Here is a 17,218-nt window from a genome sequence, read left to right on the forward strand (position 1 = left end):
TTAAAATTTACGCTTGCACCGTTTTCTGGCGCTGCTCGCCGAGGCCTTCAATCCCCAGATGCATCACTTGTCCGGCTTTCAGGTAGACCGGTGGCTTTTGCCCTAACCCGACGCCCGGCGGGGTGCCGGTAGAGATAATGTCGCCCGGCTGTAAGCTCATGAAACGGCTGAGGTAACTGACGATTTCCGGCACTTTGAAAATCATGGTGCGAGTGTTGCCGTTCTGATATCGCTTTCCGTCCACTTCCAGCCAAAGGTTAAGCTGGTGCGGATCGGGGATCTCGTCGGCGGTCACCAGCCATGGGCCAATAGGGCCAAAGGTGTCGCAGCCTTTACCTTTGTCCCAGGTGCCGCCGCGCTCGATTTGGAATTCACGCTCTGAGACATCGTTAATTACGCAATAGCCCGCCACGTGGGACAGGGCGTCGGCCTCGCTGATGTAGCGGCCGCCTTTACCAATCACCACGCCCAGCTCCACTTCCCAGTCGGTTTTTACCGAGTCGCGGGGGATTTCTACATCGTCGTTTGGCCCAACAATCGAGCTGGTCCACTTGTTGAAAATCACCGGCTCTTTGGGGATCTCAGCGCCGGTTTCTGCCGCGTGGTCGGCGTAGTTAAGGCCAATACAGATGAACTTGCCGACGCTGCCAATGCAGGCGCCGAGCCGCGGATTGCCGTCAACCAAGGGCAGGCTGTTGATGTCCAGATGGCGCAACTTATTGAGTGAAGCGGGCAACAGGGCGTCGCCGCCGATGTCGCTCACCTGAGCCGATAAATCGCGGATCTTGCCGTTGTTGTCCAGAATGGCCGGGCGCTCTTTGCCTGCCGGGCCGTAGCGTAATAATTTCATGCCAAAATCCCTCTAATTGAATGTGTTACCAAGGCGCGAAGATCAGTTGCTCCAGCCGCCATCAATGATTTGCACTGTGCCAGTGGTGTAGGAGCTGGCGTCTGAGGCCAGATACAGCGCCAGTTGGGCGATTTCTTCGGTTTTGCCGATGCGGCCAATTGGCTGGCGCGCCACAAAGGCTTTGTAAACTTCTTCCTCGCTGCGCCCTTCGGCTTCGGCCTGAGCGGCAATGCGCTGGCGCAGAGAAGGGGATTCGACGGTTCCAGGGCAGATAGCGTTACAGCGAATGCCCTGCGTGACGTAGTCGGCGGCGACCGAGCGCGTCAGGCCAATCACCGCGGCCTTGGTGGCGCTGTAGGCGAAACGGTTTGGCACGCCCTTGATGCTTGAGGCCACGGAAGACATGTTGATGATTGAGCCGGTTTGGCGCTCGAGCATGGCAGGCAGGAAGGCGCGGATCATGTGGAACATGGCGCTGACGTTGAGATCCAACGCGAACTGCCAATCGCGCTCGGTGCAGCTGAGAATGTCGCCGCTGTGTACCACGCCCGCGCAGTTGAACAGCACGTCCACCGGCCCGATTTTCTCGGCAATCTGGCTGATAGCCTGTGGGTTGGTCACGTCGAGGAGGTGTGGCTGAATCCCATTGATGCCGTGAAGCTGGTCGATATTGATGTCGGTGGCGAAAACCTGCGCCCCCTGCTTGGCAAAAAGGTTGGCGGTGGTGAAGCCAATACCTTGTCCCGCTGCGGTGATCAGCACTTTTTTCCCGGTCAGATCCATGATTTCTCCGAAGACGATGTGGTGAATTTAGGTCTAATGGTCAGGCCATTGAAAGCGAAAAAAACGGGTCAAGTCAGGCTCTTTTTGCTATCTTTTTGCTAAAATACCAGCCAGAGTGCAACTTAAAACGCCTTTTCATTTAACTAGTTTTTTACATGCATAAAACAATTCAGCAAGATTTTTGTCCCATAAATGTTAGCTGAATCACTTAATTTAAAATGACTTCAGGTGTCCGATGCCGATAAAAAAATTAGAAAATCCTCGTATTTACAGGCAGATAGCTGATCAACTGAAAACCTTAATCGACAAGAAAGAATTTCCACCCGGCAGCCGCCTGCCCGCCGAGCGCGAACTGGCCAGCCAGTTACAGGTCAGCCGCGCTTCGGTGCGTGAAGCTCTGATTGCTTTAGAAGTGATCGGACTGGTGGACGTTAAGGTGGGAAATGGCGTGATCGTCCGCGAACAGCCAGCAACTGTGCAGCAACCTACCCAAGAACCGGTGATGGCTCAGGCAGGGCGCAACCAGTGGGCGGATGTCGACGATGAGCTGAATATTGAGCTGGATTTCACCGCCGAGCTGCCGCCGTTCTCGCTGTTACAGACCAGAAGATTGATCGAACCTGAAACAGCCGCGCTGGCGGCAAGATACGCGTCTGATGAGGAGTTGGCGGGTATCAGGCAGGCATATGAGCAGAACTGCCGCGATAATCGCCAAGGTTCAGCGACCCATCCCGGTGACCGTTTGTTTCATATTCGCATCGCACAGGCTAGCGGAAACCCGGCCTATGCTTTTATCATTGCTCATCTGCTCGGACATCGTTATGGCACCATGTTCCGCGGGCTACAGTTGCACTATACGCCGCAGGATATGCCGCATCGTTCGGAAGTCGAGCACCTGGCTATTCTGACTGCCCTTGAAGCGCGCGATACTCGCGCCGCGAAAAAGGCGATGAAAGAACATCTGGACGCGGTGATCGCCATTTTTGGTCGCGGCTGACAGACTTACTGGAGCACAGTATGCGCGGCAATCCCCCTTATATTCAGCCCGGTGACCGGATAGTGATTTTCGACGGCACCTGCAAATTGTGCATCGGCTGGGTCAATTTCCTGATTCGCCATGACCGACACCATACGGTGCGCATGGTGCCGGTGCAGTCGGAAAAGGGCAAAGCGCTGTTTGTCTGGTCCGGGCTGCCAGCCGACAAGATCAACACCATCGTGTTGATTGATAAGGGGGAAGTGTTCCTGCGCTCTGAGGCAATTTTCCGCGCCATGAGTGGTTTACCCGCGCCCTGGCGCTGGATGGGAATATTGCGCATTTTCCCGCAATCCTTCCGCGACATGTGTTACAACCGCATTGCTATCAACCGTTACCGGCTGTTTGGCCGTTACGATGCAGTACAGAAACTCGATGCTGACCACGCTCAGCGCTTTTTGGATTAGGGATACCGGCGGTTCTACATGGCGGGTTATCAGCCACCCGCGTGAAATGTCGGTACAAATGTCGGTAGAAAAGTCGCCGTACCGTCGAACGTAATGTTAGAGTCCTGCAAGAAAAGGGGCTGTTGACCCGCGTTGGCCCCACCAAGAACGGCGTGTGGCGCGTGGTGTAATCCCTTTCGGCTCAATGAATTAACTTCTATCCTGCTCACTCCCAGTCTATGAGGCGTTATGAATACCCCAGTTACCCGCACAACTCGCGAAATCAAAAAGCACAACGTGGTGCTGGTGATTAATGCCTTAAAAGCGCTGACGTCAGCGACCAAGGCCGAGTTGGCGGCGCACACCGGGTTGAGCATTGCCACCTGTGGCACGGTGCTCAATGAACTCTGCCTGACGGGAGAGGTGATGGCGCTGGCGCAGGACGTTTCCAGCGGCGGGCGTCCGGCCCAGCGTTTCGCCTGTGACCCAAGCTTCTTCTCATTGCTCAGCCTGTACGTCGAAGGCACGACCGAGCAGAGCCGCATCGTGGTGTCGGTTTGCTCGGCTTTGGGCGAGGTGCTGGAGCAGTGGGATAAGCACTTTGAATTCCTCACATTGGCGCAGTTCACTGACACCATTAGCGAGGCGATTGGCCGCCACCCGGCGATCCGCGCGATGGGCATTGGCCTGCCCGGCGTCGTCTCCCAAGGCGAAGTATTAGCCTGCGATATTCCGCTGTTCGAAGGGGTGAAGCTGACCGAGCAGCTGCGCCAGCAGTTCGGCATTTTTGTCGAGGCGGCAAATGACATGAACTACAGCGCCTGGGGCTTTTACCGCAACAGTTGCCCGCATGAGCAAGCGCCGCTGGCCTATATTCTGCAACCTGAGCAGCACTGTACCGGCTGCGGGGTGGTGATTAATGGACAGGTGTTGCAGGGTGCCAGCCACTTTGCCGGAGAAGTTTCATTCTTGCCGGTGCCGCAGGGCAATGACGTGCCGATTATCACCAAAATGGTCAATCTGGTCAGGTCGCTGGTGGCGGTGATTAACCCCGCAACGATTGCGATTTCCGGCGCGCAAATCTCTCCCGAGGTGATTACTGAAGTCGGCCGCCAATGCCTGCTAACTATCCCTCCACAGCACATGCCCCAGCTGGTGTATCGCCAATCGATTCAGTCAGATTACCTAACCGGCATTGCCGAACTGACGCTGGCGAACTTTCAGCGGCAGCGCATCTTCGCTGACTAATTTCACTTCTTTACCTTTCCGCTAGTTGACTTTATTTCTGCATCACCTGTAGATTAACCACTTATTAAAAGACTTTTAATAAGTGGTGGTGATTTCTTTTTCGCGCCCTATTTTCCCTCTGAATACACGTGAGTAACGCTTGATGTCACTGCAAATTGCGACTTCCATTACTGACTCTCCCGTTAATCGTCTGGCGACGCGGGCTATCTTCTTTGTTACCGGTTTGGCGATGGGCCTGTGGGCCGCGCTGGTGCCTTATGCCCAAGTGCGCACGCAAGCGGAGGCGGGAGATCTCGGCCTGCTGCTGCTCTGTTTGGGCAGTGGTTCCCTGCTGGCGATGTTCGGCTCCGGGCGACTGATTGGCCGTTTTGGCTGCCGTTCGATGATTGTGATTGGCATTGCGCTGTTTTGCCTGATGCTGCCGCCGCTGGCGGTTCTGAGCGACATCCGCTTGCTGGCGCTGTCGCTGTTTATCTTCGGCATGGGCATCGGCTTAACCGACGTGGCAATGAACGTGCAGGGCACGCTGATTGAGCAAGCGTCCGACAAACCTCTGATGTCGGGTTTCCACTGTTTGTACAGCGTCGGCGGCATTGCCGGGGCGGGCGGCGGCGCGCTATTGCTCAGTGCCGGGCTGCCGCCGTTACACAGCACCGGCTACGCCGTGGCGCTGGTGGTGCTTATCACCGCCTTGTTCTTTAACCGACTGTTGCCCACCGGCGGCAACGAAGACGCCTCTCATGAACCGGGGCGCAAGGCGCGACCTAACTTCCGCCTGATCCTGATGGCGCTGATGGCGATGATCTGCTTTATGGGCGAAGGCGCGGTGCTCGACTGGGGCGGAGTGTTTCTGACTCAGGACCGCGCGCTGGCGCTGGAACACGCGGGCTGGGGCTACGCCATTTTCGCTATCACCATGTCGATTATGCGTTTAACCGGCGACGCGGTGGTGAAGAAGCTGGGCCGCAAAAAGGTGCTGGTGTTTGGCGCACTGCTGGGCATTGCGGGCTACCTGCTGGTGGTGCTCGCGCCGGGCTGGAGTAACGCGCTGATTGGCTTCGCGCTGGTAGGGATTGGCGTCGCTAACATTGTACCAGTGCTTATCACGCTGGCCGGGCAAGAGAAGGTGATGCCGGTCAATATGTCGGTCGCAATGGTTGCTACGCTGGGCTATCTCGGCGTGTTAGCCGGACCAGCCTTTATCGGCTTCGTGGCCCATCTTTCCAGCCTGACCGCGGCTTTCGCCATGATGGCGGCACTGTTTATCGTCATCAGCCTTGGGGCTTATAAACTGAAATACTGATTTTTTCTGAGTGGCATGGTGCCAGCCAGTACGAGGGTACTGGCTTTTTTTTCACAAACTTGGGGAGTTAACATGGCAGTTAAGCTTATCGCCGTCGATATGGACGGGACCTTTTTGAATGAACATGGCGACTACAATCGCCCGCGCTTTGCCCAGCAGTACGCCGAGTTGCAGAGCAGGGGGATCAAGTTTGTGGTCGCCAGCGGCAACCAGTATTACCAGTTAAAAACCTTCTTCGATGAGCTGGACAAAGATATCGCCTATGTCGCCGAAAACGGTGCCTACGTGGTGGACAAACAGCAGCAGATTTATTGCGGGCAAATGCCGCAAGAGCAGATAAAGCGGGTGCTGGCGTTCATCAGCCAAATTGATTATCTGCAGGTGGTGGTGTGCGGCAAAAACGGCGCGTACATGCTCAATTCCTTTGGCGATGCCTTCTTCAAGAAGATGAACCGTTACTACTTCCGCCTGAACCGCATCAGCGATTATGGACAGATTGACGACGTGATTTTCAAATTCGCCTTGGAAATGTCGCAAGACCATTTGCCGCAGTTGATGAAAGAGGTGCAGCAAGCTCTGGGCGACATCGTCACTCCGGTTTCCAGCGGCCACGACTCGGTGGATTTGATTATTCCGGGCAACCACAAGGCCAACGGTTTGAAGAAGATCCAGGCGATTTATGGCGTGGAAGATGCGGAAGTGATGGCCTTCGGCGACGGCGGCAATGATTTAGAAATGCTGAAAACCGCCGGTTATGGCTTCGCGATGCAAAACGGCCAGCCTGCGGTGTTTACTCACGCCAAATTTCGCGCGGGTTTGAATAGCGAGGAAGCCGTGTTGCAGGTGATTGATGATTGTCTGGAAGGACGTGGGGTGTTTGCCGGTTAATCGGCAGGGTTGGGCGGTTGATGAAATATTCTGTAGTAATCAAGTCAGAATTAGCCTCTTGTTTCCAAGCTAATTTTGTTGATATACAACGGGCTCCTTTCGTACCAATAAGGTAGTTCAGGTGAAAATTTCAAAATATAAAACCGCAGACGACATCGCTGTTACGCTTCATGCACCCCAAACCGGTGAAAATGTACCCGCCATTCTTCTTTGCCACGGCTTTTGCGGTATTCAGGAAATCCTCTTGCCTGCATTCGTGAAAGCCTTTGTTGACGCGGGCTTTGCCGCCGTCACCTTCGACTATCGCGGCTTTGGTGCCAGCGGCGGCGAGAAAGGCCGTTTAGTGCCTGAAATGCAGATCGCGGATATCCTCACCGTACTCGGCACGCTGCAAGATGAAAGTATCATCGACAGCCAGCGCATTGGCCTGTGGGGCACCAGCTTCGGCGGCTGTCACGTGATGGCTGCTGCCGCGCAGGCGGGTGAGCGCGTGAAAGCCGTGGTGAGCCAGCTGGGCTTCGCCGACGGTGAAAACGTGGTGACCGGCGCGATGTCGCCGGAAGATAAGGCGGGCTTTATCGCCACGCTGGAAAAAATGAATGATAAGAAGTTGGCCACCGGCAAAGAGATGATGGTTTCCATCACTAAAGTGCTGAGCGACGACGAGTCCAAAGCCTTCTTCGAAGAGAATAAAACCCAGTATCCAGCGATGGATATCAAGATCCCATTCCTCACCGTGCGCGAAACCCTGCGCTACAAACCCGCCGTTCACGCCGCCAAAGTTACCTGTCCGGTGCTGGTGATGGTTGCCGAGCAGGACAAGGTTAACCCGCCGGAGCAGGGAATCGACCTGTACCACGCGCTGACCACCGCCGAGAAAAAGCTCTACGTAGAGCAAGGCGCGAAGCACTACGACTTCTACTCTGGCGAGCACTTCACGCCGGTAGTCGCCGAGCAAACCGCGTGGTTTAAACGCTGGCTATAAGGCTGCCGTGGTTAAGCATTTAGCAATAAAAAACCGCCGATAAAGGCGGTTTTTTATTGCCGACAGCAGACCGCTTTTTAGCGATATATCGGCAGCCAGTTGAGGCTGGAGAGAATATGCACCGTGGCGTTGAGCACGCCAAACAGCAGCACTAAAGCAATCATCGCCTTGCCACCCCAGACGCGATAACGCGGGCTGCCAAAACGCAGGCGCGAGGCGCGAGCCATCAGCGCCGGGACAATCACCGCCCAGACGGTTGCCGCTAAACCGGCGAATCCTATGGCGTAGATAAAGCCGTCAGGGTAGATCACGCCGCCAATGATTGGCGGGACGAAGGTGATAAGCGCAGTTTTGAAGCGTCCGGTTTTGCTGTCATCAAACTTGAACAGGTCGGCCAAATAGTCAAACAGCCCCAGCGTCACCCCAAGGAAGGAACAGGCCACGGCGAAGTTGGAGAAGATGGTCAGCAGTAAATCCAGCCCGGCGCTGTTCAGCACTTGGCTCAGCGACTGCACCAACACGTCAATATTGCCGCCGCGCTCGGCGATGCCGATAAACTCAGGGCGGGGGATATTGCCCATGGTGCCAAGCATCCAAATCACGTACAGACCCAGCGCCATCAGGGTGCCGAGCAGCACGCACCTCTGGATGGTTTTCGGGTCCTTACCGTAGTACTTCATCAGGCTCGGCACATTGCCGTGATAGCCAAACGACGCCAGACAGAACGGCAGCGTGGCTAAAAGGTAAGGCATGTAGCTCGGGTTTACTTCCACACTATTGAGCAGGTTCACTGGCTTGACGTGCCACAGCAAACTGCCAAAGGTCAGGAAGAAGGCGATGATTTTGGCACCCAGCACGATGGCCGTCATGCGGCTTACCGCGCGAGTACTCAGCCAGACAATAAAGGCCACTGCCAGCGCGGCGAGCAGGCCGCCCAGACGCGGGGAGAAGCTGACGGACATTTCGCGCAGGGTGTGCTGGATCACCGAGCCGCTGGCCGAGATATAGGCGTAGGTCAGAATGTACAGCACGAAGGCGATGGTGATGCCGTTGATGCGATTCCACGCGTTGCCCAGCAGGTCTTTGGTCACGGTATTGAAACTGGAGCCGATGGGGTAATTCAGGTTGGCTTCAAGGATCATCAAACCCGAGTGCAGCATGCAGAACCAGGTGAAAACCAGCGCGGCCACTGACCAGAAAAACCAGGCACCGGACATCACGACGGGAAGAGAAAACATGCCTGCGCCAATGATGGTGCCGCCAATAATCATTGCGCCACCCATCACAGAACGGGAGGAAGTGTCGACGGACTGCGTCGCCATGGTGCGGTTCCTTATGCAAAAACAGAGCGCTATAAAATGTTATTTCCACGGCAATTCGCCGGTGGAATATCGCGTTAAGCGCCGCAATATAGTGCATAACTCACCAAATGTACATTGTGAACTAGTTCAGTGATACGGCATTTCACCAGAACTTTTCATAGATTTTCCTATGGACTGCGCCAATGTGTATGTCTAAATTCATTGGGTGAATTTATTTTTTCAAACCTTGAGTCTTTTATAATGAAAATCAAACTATTGCTCGTCGCTTCTCTGGCTACTTTCGCACTGACTGCCTGTCAAAACCACGCGGAAACCGCAAAGCAGGAGGACGCTGTACAACAGCCGGACACCTGTAACGCGGCATCTTTTAAATATTTAATCGGCAAACCTTCCTCTACGCTGGACGGCATGCGCTTCGCCAAACCTATGCGCCTCATCACACCGGGCACGGCGGTAACCATGGACTTCAACCCTGAGCGTTTGAATATCATGGCTAATGAGAAGGGCGTGATCACCAGCCTGCACTGCTCTTAACAGCAAAAAACCTCCCCCTGAACGGCGGGGAGGTTATTGACTACTGAATCAGGCGGAGGGCTTATTCTCCGCCAACCAGCCTTTGACATCGGTCACCGCAATGCCATGGCGTGCGTTGAAAGTCTGCGACTTGTCCCACGACACCCCGTCGGCTCGAGCGAAGGCCAGACTGTAAGCCGCCGACACGTCTTCTGGCGACGCCTGCGTTTTGGCTCGCAAGCTGGCAATATCCTCCACGTGCAGCACAAACTCCCTACCATAATGCTCGCTCAGTATCTCAGCGATTTGGCGATACGTGACGGTGTCACCGGCAATATACACCACCTGATTAGCCAGGGCCGGCTGGTGGAAGAAGATTGCCGCCGTCAGCAGGCCGATATCCTCCGGCGTGGTCAGGGTCAGTGCGAAGCTGGCATCGCCCAGCGCGCGAACTTTACCGCCGGGGATATCCACCAGACCAAAACTCTCCTCGAACAGAAAACTGGTGAACATGCCGGTCGAGACAATCACCCACTCGGTCCTCTGCTGCTGGCGCAAAAGCTCGCGGACCGCCAACTGCTCGTCCCACACCGGCTGCCCGCTGCCAACGCCAATCTGGTCGTAATCTACGCCAAACTGCCACGGAAAATAGCGTGCGACCTCTGCCTGTAACACGGCGCGGCTGATTTTCAACTGGGTTCCCGCGCCGCCGACAAAGCCGCTACAGTTAACAATGGCGTCATAAGACGCGAAAATCTGCGCCAGTTCATCTTCCGACTGAGTGCTGAAATCGGCGGCGAGGGTGGCGACACCCCATTCGGCGAACTGCTGTACTCTACGCTTCTGCCCAGCAGAGGCATTTTCTGCCAGTGAGGCGAGACGAAGCAGCACGGTCAGTTGAAGCTCGGGATGGCTTTCGCGCTGCTTGATAAAACCTGCCAGCATCGCCATGCCCAGCTCGCCTGCGCCCAGAATTAAAATGTTATGTGGTTGACGCATCATAGTATTTTCCATACTTTTCTCCTCTAGTTGCGCCTATCCTGCCTAGGTCAAACAGGGCTAGCAATTAGGCACACAGATGATACTGGAGGGCGTGATGAAGCTAGACGAGCAGCAAATTATTGAGTTTTCCGCGATTTGCGATGCATTAAGCGATGAAGACGACACGCTGAAAAGAGAGGTGCTCAGCCATGCGGGAAACCGCTGGTCGCTGGGCGTGGTTTATACCCTTGGCGTGCGCGGCACCCTTCGACACGCCGAGCTGGCGAAAGCCTTACCCGGCGTGACCCAGCGCATGCTGACCCGAACCCTGCGCCAGCTAGAGCGCGACGGGCTGATCAGCCGCTATGACCATCAGCAGAAAATCCCCCATCCCAGAGTCGATTACCAGCTCACCGAACTTGGCAAAGGCATACTGCTCAACATGATGCCGCTCTGGGGCTGGGTAATTGAAAATGCCGCTGATTTTCGCAAGGCGCGTGAAGGGTTTTATGGGGAATGAGTGGGTTAGGAACTAAAGAGACAAATAAGGCCAAATCGTAAAAATCAGCAATAACGTGCCGCCGCCGATGTCGATCACTTTCTTCAGTTTACGGGTGCTGATTTTGGCTGCGGAGCGAATCAGCATCTGTCCGGCGAAGAGTAACCACAGGGCCATCACCGCGACGTGAATCGACGCCAACACCAGATAACTCCACGGGGTTGCGCCACCGCCCGCGAAGGCGGGCACCACGGTGAGATACAGCATTATGGCTTTAATATTCAGCACGTTGGCTAAATAGGCCTCTTTGATGCCGGTTGCACGGCTGCCGGAGGTGAAAGCCAAATCCTTGGCGTTCAGGCCACTGCGGATCAGCCGAATTCCCAAATAGAGAAGATATGCCGTGCCAGCAATTTTGATGGCATTCATCAAAGCAGGATAAGCCACGATAAGTCGCGTGATGCCAAGTCCGGCCAACAGGGCGTGGGTGTAGATCCCCAGCAGCGTGCCAAGAATAATTCGCCCGGTGCCGCGCATTCCCTGTTGAACAGCGTTGTTCATCGCTAAGGTAAAACTGGCCCCCGGCGAGAGAGCCACCGGCAGGATCGCCAGCGCGAAGCCGAGCAGATTCATCCGCCAACCGCGCCAAAACTCTGCAATTTGCTGTGCAGATTGCTGCGCACCTCAGGCCATTCCTCATCAATAATGCTAAATCGCACCGAGTTACGTTTACGGTCGTTTGGCATAATGCGCTCGTGGCGCACAATCCCTTCCTGCTTAGCACCTAAGCGCAAAATGGCATTGCGCGACTTCTCATTCAGCTCATCGGTGGTGAACTGCACCCGCACGCAGTTCATCTCCTCGAAGGCGTGGGTGAGCAGCAGCAGTTTGGCCTCGGTATTGGCGTAGGTTCGCTGCCACGAGGCCGACAGCCAGGTGTGGCCGATTTCCAACTTGCGATTTTGAGGATCAATCTTCCACAGGCGGGTCGAGCCTATCGGCTTACCGCTGGCAATCTCTTCAATCACGAACGGCAGCACCGTGCCCGCATTGCGACCGGTTATCGCGGTATTGATGTACTGCGCGACAGTGTCTGGCGACGGAATATGGGTCAATTGCATATTCCACAATTCACCGTCAGAGGCGGCAAGCATCAGGGCATCGGTATCTTGTTCTGTCAGGGGGCGAAGGCGGATTTTCTGACCGATCAGCGAAACGGGATTATTCATCTACGCAGGTTGCCTCATTTGATTAGCTGGGGGAGTGCTTGATTTCACTCTAAAAGATACGCGCTGGGCAGGCATTTCTCCAGCACGTATAATTAAAATGAATTTATGAAGAGAAATCATTAATGCTGCGAGCAAATATTAACGACCTGATTGCGTTTTCCGTGGTGGCTAAAGAGCAGAGCTTCACCCGCGCTGCGGCAAAGTTGGGCGTTTCGCAATCGGCCCTGAGTCATGCTATTCGCGGTTTGGAAGAGCGCTTGGGCGTTCGCCTGCTCACTCGCACCACGCGCAGCGTTGCGCCCACCGAGGCGGGCCAGCAGCTTTTAGAGAGAGTCGCGCCGCGCCTTGCGGAAATCGAAGACGAGCTGACGGCTATCACCGAGCTAAAAGATAAGCCCGCCGGCACTATTCGCATCACGGCGGCAGAACACGCGGCGAATACTGTGCTGTGGCCGAAGCTGGAAAAATTTCTGCCGGATTACCCGGACATCAAGGTGGAAGTTACCATCGATTATGGCCTGCGGGACATTGTCAGCGATCGCTTTGACGCCGGAATTCGCCTTGGCGAGCAGGTCGCCAAAGATATGATTGCCGTGCGCATTGGGCCAGATTTCCGCATGGCGGTGGTCGCCACGCCATCTTATATCGCTGGGAAAACTGCGCCACTGACGCCCCATGATCTGCAGCAGCATAGCTGCATCAATTTGCGCCTGCCCACGCTGGGCGGGATTTACGCCTGGGAGTTTGAAAAAGCAGGGCGGCCGCTGCGCGTCAGGGTTGATGGGCAGCTGATCCTCAATTCCAATGCGCAAATCAAGAAGGCGGTGCTAGCAGGATTTGGCATGGCGCTAGTGCCGGAAGACAATGTGCGAGAAGAGCTGAAAAGCGGTGAGCTGGTGGAGTTTTTGCAGGACTGGTGCCCGGAGTTTCCCGGCTATTATCTCTACTACCCGAGCCGTCGGCAGCACACCTCGGCCTTCGCGCTGCTGGTGGACGCGCTGCGTTATAAAGCCTAAAGCAGCAGGGAAAGCGCCCGCTGCGGCACTCTCCCTCTGATGATAGCAATCGGCTTAATTGCCGACGCGTTTCTGCAAATGCTCAGGGTAACGCGCCCCTTCTACCGTCACGCTTGCCAGCACTTTCTCAATATTACCCAGCTCTTCCTGAGTCAGTTCAATGTCCGCGCTGGCTAAATTCTCGTGCAGACGAGAGAGCTTGGTGGTCCCCGGAATAGGGACAATCCACGGCTTTTGCGCCAGTAGCCACGACAGGGCGATTTGCGCCGGCGTTGCCCCTTTTTGTTGAGCGATTTGCTCGAGCAGAGCCACCAGCGCCTGATTGGCCTTGCGCGCTTCTACAGAAAAGCGCGGCACAATATTGCGAAAATCGCTGCTATCGAAGGTGGTGTCCTGATTTATTGCACCCGTCAGGAAGCCCTTGCCCAGCGGGCTGAAGGGAATAAAGCCAATGCCCAGCTCTTCCAGAGTTGGCAAGATTTCCGCCTCCGGTTCGCGCCACCATAGCGAATACTCACTTTGCAACGCGGCCACTGGTTGAACGGCGTGAGCACGGCGAATGGTCTGCGCGCTGGCTTCGGACAGGCCAAAATGCTTCACCTTACCTTCCTGAATGAGCTCTTTTACCGTTCCGGCGACCTCTTCAATCGGCACCTGCGGGTCGACGCGGTGCTGGTAAAAGAGGTCGATAACATCGGTATTCAACCGTTTTAACGCCGCCTCGGCCACGGCCCGAATATGCTCAGGGCGGCTGTTCATGCCGCTTTGCCCGCCTTTGCCGTCAAACTCAAACCCAAACTTAGTGGCGATAGCAACTTTATGGCGAAACGGCGCGACGGCTTCTCCCAACAGTTGTTCATTAATGTAGGGGCCATAGGCCTCCGCCGTATCAAACAGCGTCACGCCTTGCTCGAAGGCTGAGCGAATAAGGGCAATAGCGTGATTTTTTTCAGTGGCCGGGCCATAGCCGTAGCTTAATCCCATGCAGCCAAGGCCAATGGATGAAACTTCAAGTTGGCTATTACCTAGTTTACGTGTTTTCACTGTGCTCACTCCTTAGGGGGGATAACAGCAGTGTAGAGGTGGAGTGATTATTTGATTAGTTGCCATAATCGGTATGAGCTTATGAGTTTTCCTCATTAATCCGCGCCAACGGCCTGTGCGATATTGATGAATTAGGCTCATAGCCGTTTGCTGATTTGCGGCCTAGTCGCGGGCAATGAATCTCTGTAACGTTGATTAATGGCAGCACGGCCTTTTTTAGCAGATACTTTTCAGGAGCAAAGCATGAAGATCTTACGCAACGGTTCACAGCCATCGAAGGCCGGTCCGGCAGACTATTTCACCGGCAAAGTGCGGATTGACGCCCCTTTTCAGGCGACCGAACCGGCGCGGGTTGGCGGGGCGACGGTGACTTTTGAACCCGGCGCACGCACCGCGTGGCATACCCATCCCTTAGGCCAGACGCTGATTGTCACCCAAGGCCGTGGCTGGGTTCAAAAATGGGGTCACGAGGTGGAAGAGATACATCCGGGGGATATTGTCTGGATACCTGAAGGGGTGAAACACTGGCACGGCGCAACCAGTGAGACAGCAATGACGCACATCGCCATTGCTGAATCACTTAACGGCAGCCCGGTCGAGTGGCTGGAGAAAGTCACTGACGAGCAGTACCCGGCGAAATCGGCCTAATTAACGGGCGGCGGTTCTCACTTTCTCATTGATGGCCGCGACCAGCGCCTGCGGGTCAACATAAAGGGGTTTGCCGCTGATCTGCTCATAACGATCGCCCGCCTGCACCAGCAACAGCGGTACGCCTCTGACTGCCAATTTATCCATCAGCGCCTGGGTGGTCTGGGTTCGCCGATGAGTTTGTTCAGCCAGCGCTTCGTCGTGAGCCAGACGCAGGGCAAAGTCGCTGGCATCTAGCTCATAACCCGCCGCCTGCACGTGCTGCGCGGCAATGTTGGCAACCACTTGGGGAGCCGAAGTGTCTTGCCCGTTCACATAACGCTCGTGCTGTAAGTGATGCAAAACTTGTGTTTCTAATGTGGCGTCGAGCTGGCGAATGGCCGTCAGCGCGCGGTTCATCGCCTGAGAATCAAAACGCCTATCCGTGCTCATCAGGATCTGATTAAAGTATTTTTCGCTAAATACCTGACCCGTCAGTGACTCAATGCGCTGATCGTTGGTCCACGCATGGGTGGCCAATGACGGTGACATCTCTCGCGCCCCGGTATCTGAGAACAGGCCGCTTGGCATCAACTCTAACTGCTGTGGAAAGGCCGCCGCGAGGCTGGCTAATGCCGGCGCGCTGGCGTAACACCAGCCGCAAAGTGGGTCAAAAATATACAGTAATTTAAAGTCTTGCATCGCGCCTTTCTCTCGTCATCCGTCATATGCGCACTTTATTAGATTCAAAATGCGAGATAAACCCTCATCTGGTTGACGATTTGTTGCATAAATCGAACAAATACAGCCAATGAATAGGGCTGATAAAGTGGCATTTTTACTCTTCTTCGGCATTTAAATCGAATTTCTGCCGGGCTTTTTCCACCTCGGGCAGATAGCTGATCGTCCAGTTGAAGAGCGCGCCGAACGGCTCTTTCAATGTGCGTCCCAAGGGGGTGATGTGGTATTCCACCGCGATAGGCGAGGCGGTGATCACCTTGCGATCCACAATCCCGTTGCGCTGAAGTCTGCGCAGGCTTTGCGTCAGCGCCTTCTGAGTAATGCCATCTAACTGGCGCTTAATTGTATTAAATCGTAACGGCTGCTCGCACAGGGCGCTGAGGATCAGCACGGACCATTTATCCGCAATCTGGTCCAACAGCAGTCGGTGCGGGCAATCCTTGGTTGCACTGGGGGCTTTTTGAATCGACACAGTGGTTTCCTTAACGATACCTGGTAGCGTTTTGGTGCCTGATTGACACTAGGTATACATAATATACCCTCAGCTTTGCTAACCACATAGAGAGAATTCAATCATGAGCCAAGCGAATGTAGATGCCCTATTTCAGCCTTTCCAGTTAAAAAATCTGACGTTAAAAAACCGTATTGTGATGGCGCCGATGACCCGCTCTTTCTCGCCCAACGGCGTGCCGGGCGATAACGTGGCGGCTTACTATCAGCGCCGCGCGGCGGCGGATGTCGGATTAATTCTGTCCGAAGGGACGGTGATTGACCGCCCGGCGTCGCGCAATGATGCCAATATCCCTTTCTTCCACGGCGAAGAGGCGCTGGCAGGCTGGAAAAAGGTGATTGACGAGGTTCACGCCGCCGGAGGCAAGATGGGGCCGCAGCTGTGGCATACCGGCTCCGTTGCCAGCTTTATGACCGAATGGGTACCCGACGCGCCGGTAGAAAGCCCTTCAGGGCTGATTGGGCCGGGCCAGCCGCGCGGAGAGATCATGAGCGAAGAGGCGATTGCCGATACCATCGCTGCTTTCGCTAAGGCCGCCGCAGACGCCAAACGCTTAGGTTTTGACGTCGCCGAAATCCACGGCGCGCACGGCTATCTCATCGACCAATTCTTCTGGGCGGCGACCAACCTGCGCACCGACAGCTTCGGCGGCGCGACGCTAAAACAGCGTTCTCGCTTCGCCGCCGAGGTGGTGAAAGCCATGCGCGAGGCCGTAGGGCCAGACTTCCCGCTGATCCTGCGCGTCAGCCAGTGGAAGCAGCAGGACTATTCCTTCCGCCTGACGACTACCCCTGATGAAATGACCGACTGGCTGCTGCCGCTGGTCGAGGCGGGCGTGGATATATTGCACTGCTCGCAGCGCCGATTCTGGGAGCCAGAGTTCCCTGAGATTGATGGGGAGTCCGGTCTGAACTTCGCTGGTTGGGCCAAGAAATTGACAGGCGCTGCGACCATCAGCGTCGGCTCGGTCGGCCTGTCGAATGACTTTATGGGCTCCTTCACTGGCGAAGGCGCGCAGCCCGCCAGCCTCGACAACCTGCTACAACGCCTGGAACGCGACGAGTTCGACTTAATCGCCGTCGGCCGCGCGCTGCTCAGCGACCCGCACTGGGTCAGCAAAATCCGCAACGGCAATCAGGACCAACTGCACGACTTTGACGCCGCGAGTTTGGGTGTGCTGGTTTAAGTAAAATCGAGCAAAAAGGGTTAGTTCTAGCTTATCTTAAACCAGCCTAAGTCCAGAGTTTGCCGACATT

The 17,218-nt window shown here is 55.4% G+C and carries 20 protein-coding genes; 11 read left to right on the forward strand and 9 right to left on the reverse strand.

The window, feature by feature from the left end:
• Nucleotides 1–7: 7 nt before the first annotated feature.
• Nucleotides 8–850, reverse strand: coding sequence for a fumarylacetoacetate hydrolase family protein (locus ACT3RT_RS18285; protein ID WP_485903431.1), 843 nt, complete (start codon nt 848–850; stop codon nt 8–10).
• A 42-nt stretch (nt 851–892) separates the two neighbouring features.
• Entirely contained in the window at nt 893–1,633 is a 741-nt protein-coding gene (locus ACT3RT_RS18290) for an SDR family oxidoreductase (RefSeq protein ID WP_485903432.1), read from the reverse strand.
• Between the two features lie 235 nt (nt 1,634–1,868).
• Here ACT3RT_RS18290 and ACT3RT_RS18295 point away from each other — a divergent pair, with 235 nt between their 5' ends.
• The 6 genes from ACT3RT_RS18295 to uilS all read left to right on the forward strand — a co-directional run bounded on the left by ACT3RT_RS18295 (nt 1,869) and on the right by uilS (nt 7,479).
• Nucleotides 1,869–2,630, forward strand: a complete 762-nt coding sequence (locus ACT3RT_RS18295; protein WP_485903433.1) for a FadR/GntR family transcriptional regulator — start codon at nt 1,869–1,871, stop codon at nt 2,628–2,630.
• A 20-nt stretch (nt 2,631–2,650) separates the two neighbouring features.
• The gene (locus ACT3RT_RS18300) at nt 2,651–3,076 is read left to right on the forward strand and encodes a thiol-disulfide oxidoreductase DCC family protein (RefSeq protein ID WP_485903434.1); all 426 of its coding nucleotides are present in this window, start codon (nt 2,651–2,653) and stop codon (nt 3,074–3,076) included.
• Between the two features lie 228 nt (nt 3,077–3,304).
• On the forward strand, nt 3,305–4,303 hold the full coding sequence (locus ACT3RT_RS18305) for an ROK family protein (protein WP_353504066.1): 999 nt from the start codon (nt 3,305–3,307) through the stop codon (nt 4,301–4,303).
• Between the two features lie 142 nt (nt 4,304–4,445).
• Nucleotides 4,446–5,606 (forward strand): MFS transporter, encoded by a 1,161-nt coding sequence (locus ACT3RT_RS18310; RefSeq protein WP_485903435.1) that lies wholly within the window; start codon nt 4,446–4,448, stop codon nt 5,604–5,606.
• Between the two features lie 72 nt (nt 5,607–5,678).
• On the forward strand, nt 5,679–6,494 hold the full coding sequence (locus ACT3RT_RS18315; protein ID WP_496203508.1) for a Cof-type HAD-IIB family hydrolase: 816 nt from the start codon (nt 5,679–5,681) through the stop codon (nt 6,492–6,494).
• Between the two features lie 121 nt (nt 6,495–6,615).
• Nucleotides 6,616–7,479 (forward strand): UilS family quorum-quenching N-acyl-homoserine lactonase, encoded by an 864-nt coding sequence (uilS, locus tag ACT3RT_RS18320; RefSeq protein ID WP_496203509.1) that lies wholly within the window; start codon nt 6,616–6,618, stop codon nt 7,477–7,479.
• Between the two features lie 77 nt (nt 7,480–7,556).
• Here uilS and mtr read toward each other — a convergent pair whose 3' ends face one another.
• Entirely contained in the window at nt 7,557–8,801 is a 1,245-nt protein-coding gene (gene mtr / locus ACT3RT_RS18325) for a tryptophan permease (RefSeq protein ID WP_496203510.1), read from the reverse strand.
• A 240-nt stretch (nt 8,802–9,041) separates the two neighbouring features.
• Here mtr and ACT3RT_RS18330 point away from each other — a divergent pair, with 240 nt between their 5' ends.
• A complete protein-coding gene (locus tag ACT3RT_RS18330; RefSeq protein ID WP_486032288.1) occupies nt 9,042–9,335 on the forward strand; it encodes an I78 family peptidase inhibitor in 294 nt (97 codons plus the stop codon).
• A gap of 48 nt (nt 9,336–9,383) precedes the next feature.
• Here the strand turns inward: ACT3RT_RS18330 and ACT3RT_RS18335 are convergent, their stop codons facing one another.
• Entirely contained in the window at nt 9,384–10,328 is a 945-nt protein-coding gene (locus ACT3RT_RS18335; RefSeq protein ID WP_485903439.1) for an aromatic alcohol reductase, read from the reverse strand.
• An 82-nt stretch (nt 10,329–10,410) separates the two neighbouring features.
• Here ACT3RT_RS18335 and ACT3RT_RS18340 point away from each other — a divergent pair, with 82 nt between their 5' ends.
• Nucleotides 10,411–10,815, forward strand: a complete 405-nt coding sequence (locus tag ACT3RT_RS18340) for a winged helix-turn-helix transcriptional regulator (RefSeq protein ID WP_485903454.1) — start codon at nt 10,411–10,413, stop codon at nt 10,813–10,815.
• Nucleotides 10,816–10,827: 12 nt separating this feature from the next.
• Here the strand turns inward: ACT3RT_RS18340 and ACT3RT_RS18345 are convergent, their stop codons facing one another.
• Nucleotides 10,828–11,427 carry a LysE family translocator gene (locus tag ACT3RT_RS18345; RefSeq protein ID WP_496203511.1) on the reverse strand — a complete coding sequence of 200 codons (600 nt, stop codon included), beginning with the start codon at nt 11,425–11,427 and terminating at the stop codon, nt 10,828–10,830.
• Entirely contained in the window at nt 11,424–12,023 is a 600-nt protein-coding gene (locus ACT3RT_RS18350) for a GNAT family N-acetyltransferase (RefSeq protein ID WP_496203512.1), read from the reverse strand. The genes ACT3RT_RS18345 and ACT3RT_RS18350 overlap by 4 nt, the downstream gene beginning before the upstream one ends.
• A gap of 122 nt (nt 12,024–12,145) precedes the next feature.
• Between ACT3RT_RS18350 and ACT3RT_RS18355 the strand changes: the two genes are divergently transcribed.
• Nucleotides 12,146–13,039, forward strand: a complete 894-nt coding sequence (locus ACT3RT_RS18355; RefSeq protein WP_353504076.1) for a LysR family transcriptional regulator — start codon at nt 12,146–12,148, stop codon at nt 13,037–13,039.
• Nucleotides 13,040–13,093: 54 nt separating this feature from the next.
• On the opposite strand, the gene ACT3RT_RS18360 is transcribed toward ACT3RT_RS18355, so the two are convergent.
• The gene (locus ACT3RT_RS18360; protein ID WP_496203513.1) at nt 13,094–14,083 is read right to left on the reverse strand and encodes an aldo/keto reductase; all 990 of its coding nucleotides are present in this window, start codon (nt 14,081–14,083) and stop codon (nt 13,094–13,096) included.
• 243 nt (nt 14,084–14,326) lie between these two features.
• Here ACT3RT_RS18360 and ACT3RT_RS18365 point away from each other — a divergent pair, with 243 nt between their 5' ends.
• Complete coding sequence (locus ACT3RT_RS18365) at nt 14,327–14,731, forward strand: (R)-mandelonitrile lyase (protein ID WP_486032279.1); 405 nt, start codon at nt 14,327–14,329, stop codon at nt 14,729–14,731.
• Here the strand turns inward: ACT3RT_RS18365 and ACT3RT_RS18370 are convergent, their stop codons facing one another.
• Together ACT3RT_RS18370 and ACT3RT_RS18375 are read right to left on the reverse strand one after the other, a co-directional pair.
• On the reverse strand, nt 14,732–15,412 hold the full coding sequence (locus ACT3RT_RS18370) for a DsbA family protein (protein ID WP_353504079.1): 681 nt from the start codon (nt 15,410–15,412) through the stop codon (nt 14,732–14,734).
• 136 nt (nt 15,413–15,548) lie between these two features.
• The gene (locus ACT3RT_RS18375; protein ID WP_496203514.1) at nt 15,549–15,923 is read right to left on the reverse strand and encodes a winged helix-turn-helix transcriptional regulator; all 375 of its coding nucleotides are present in this window, start codon (nt 15,921–15,923) and stop codon (nt 15,549–15,551) included.
• Nucleotides 15,924–16,026: 103 nt separating this feature from the next.
• Here ACT3RT_RS18375 and ACT3RT_RS18380 point away from each other — a divergent pair, with 103 nt between their 5' ends.
• On the forward strand, nt 16,027–17,148 hold the full coding sequence (locus ACT3RT_RS18380) for an NADH:flavin oxidoreductase (RefSeq protein ID WP_496203515.1): 1,122 nt from the start codon (nt 16,027–16,029) through the stop codon (nt 17,146–17,148).
• Nucleotides 17,149–17,218: the final 70 nt, after the last annotated feature.

Source organism: Ewingella sp. AOP9-I1-14, from assembly GCF_052375995.1.
Lineage (GTDB): Bacteria > Pseudomonadota > Gammaproteobacteria > Enterobacterales > Enterobacteriaceae > Ewingella > Ewingella allii.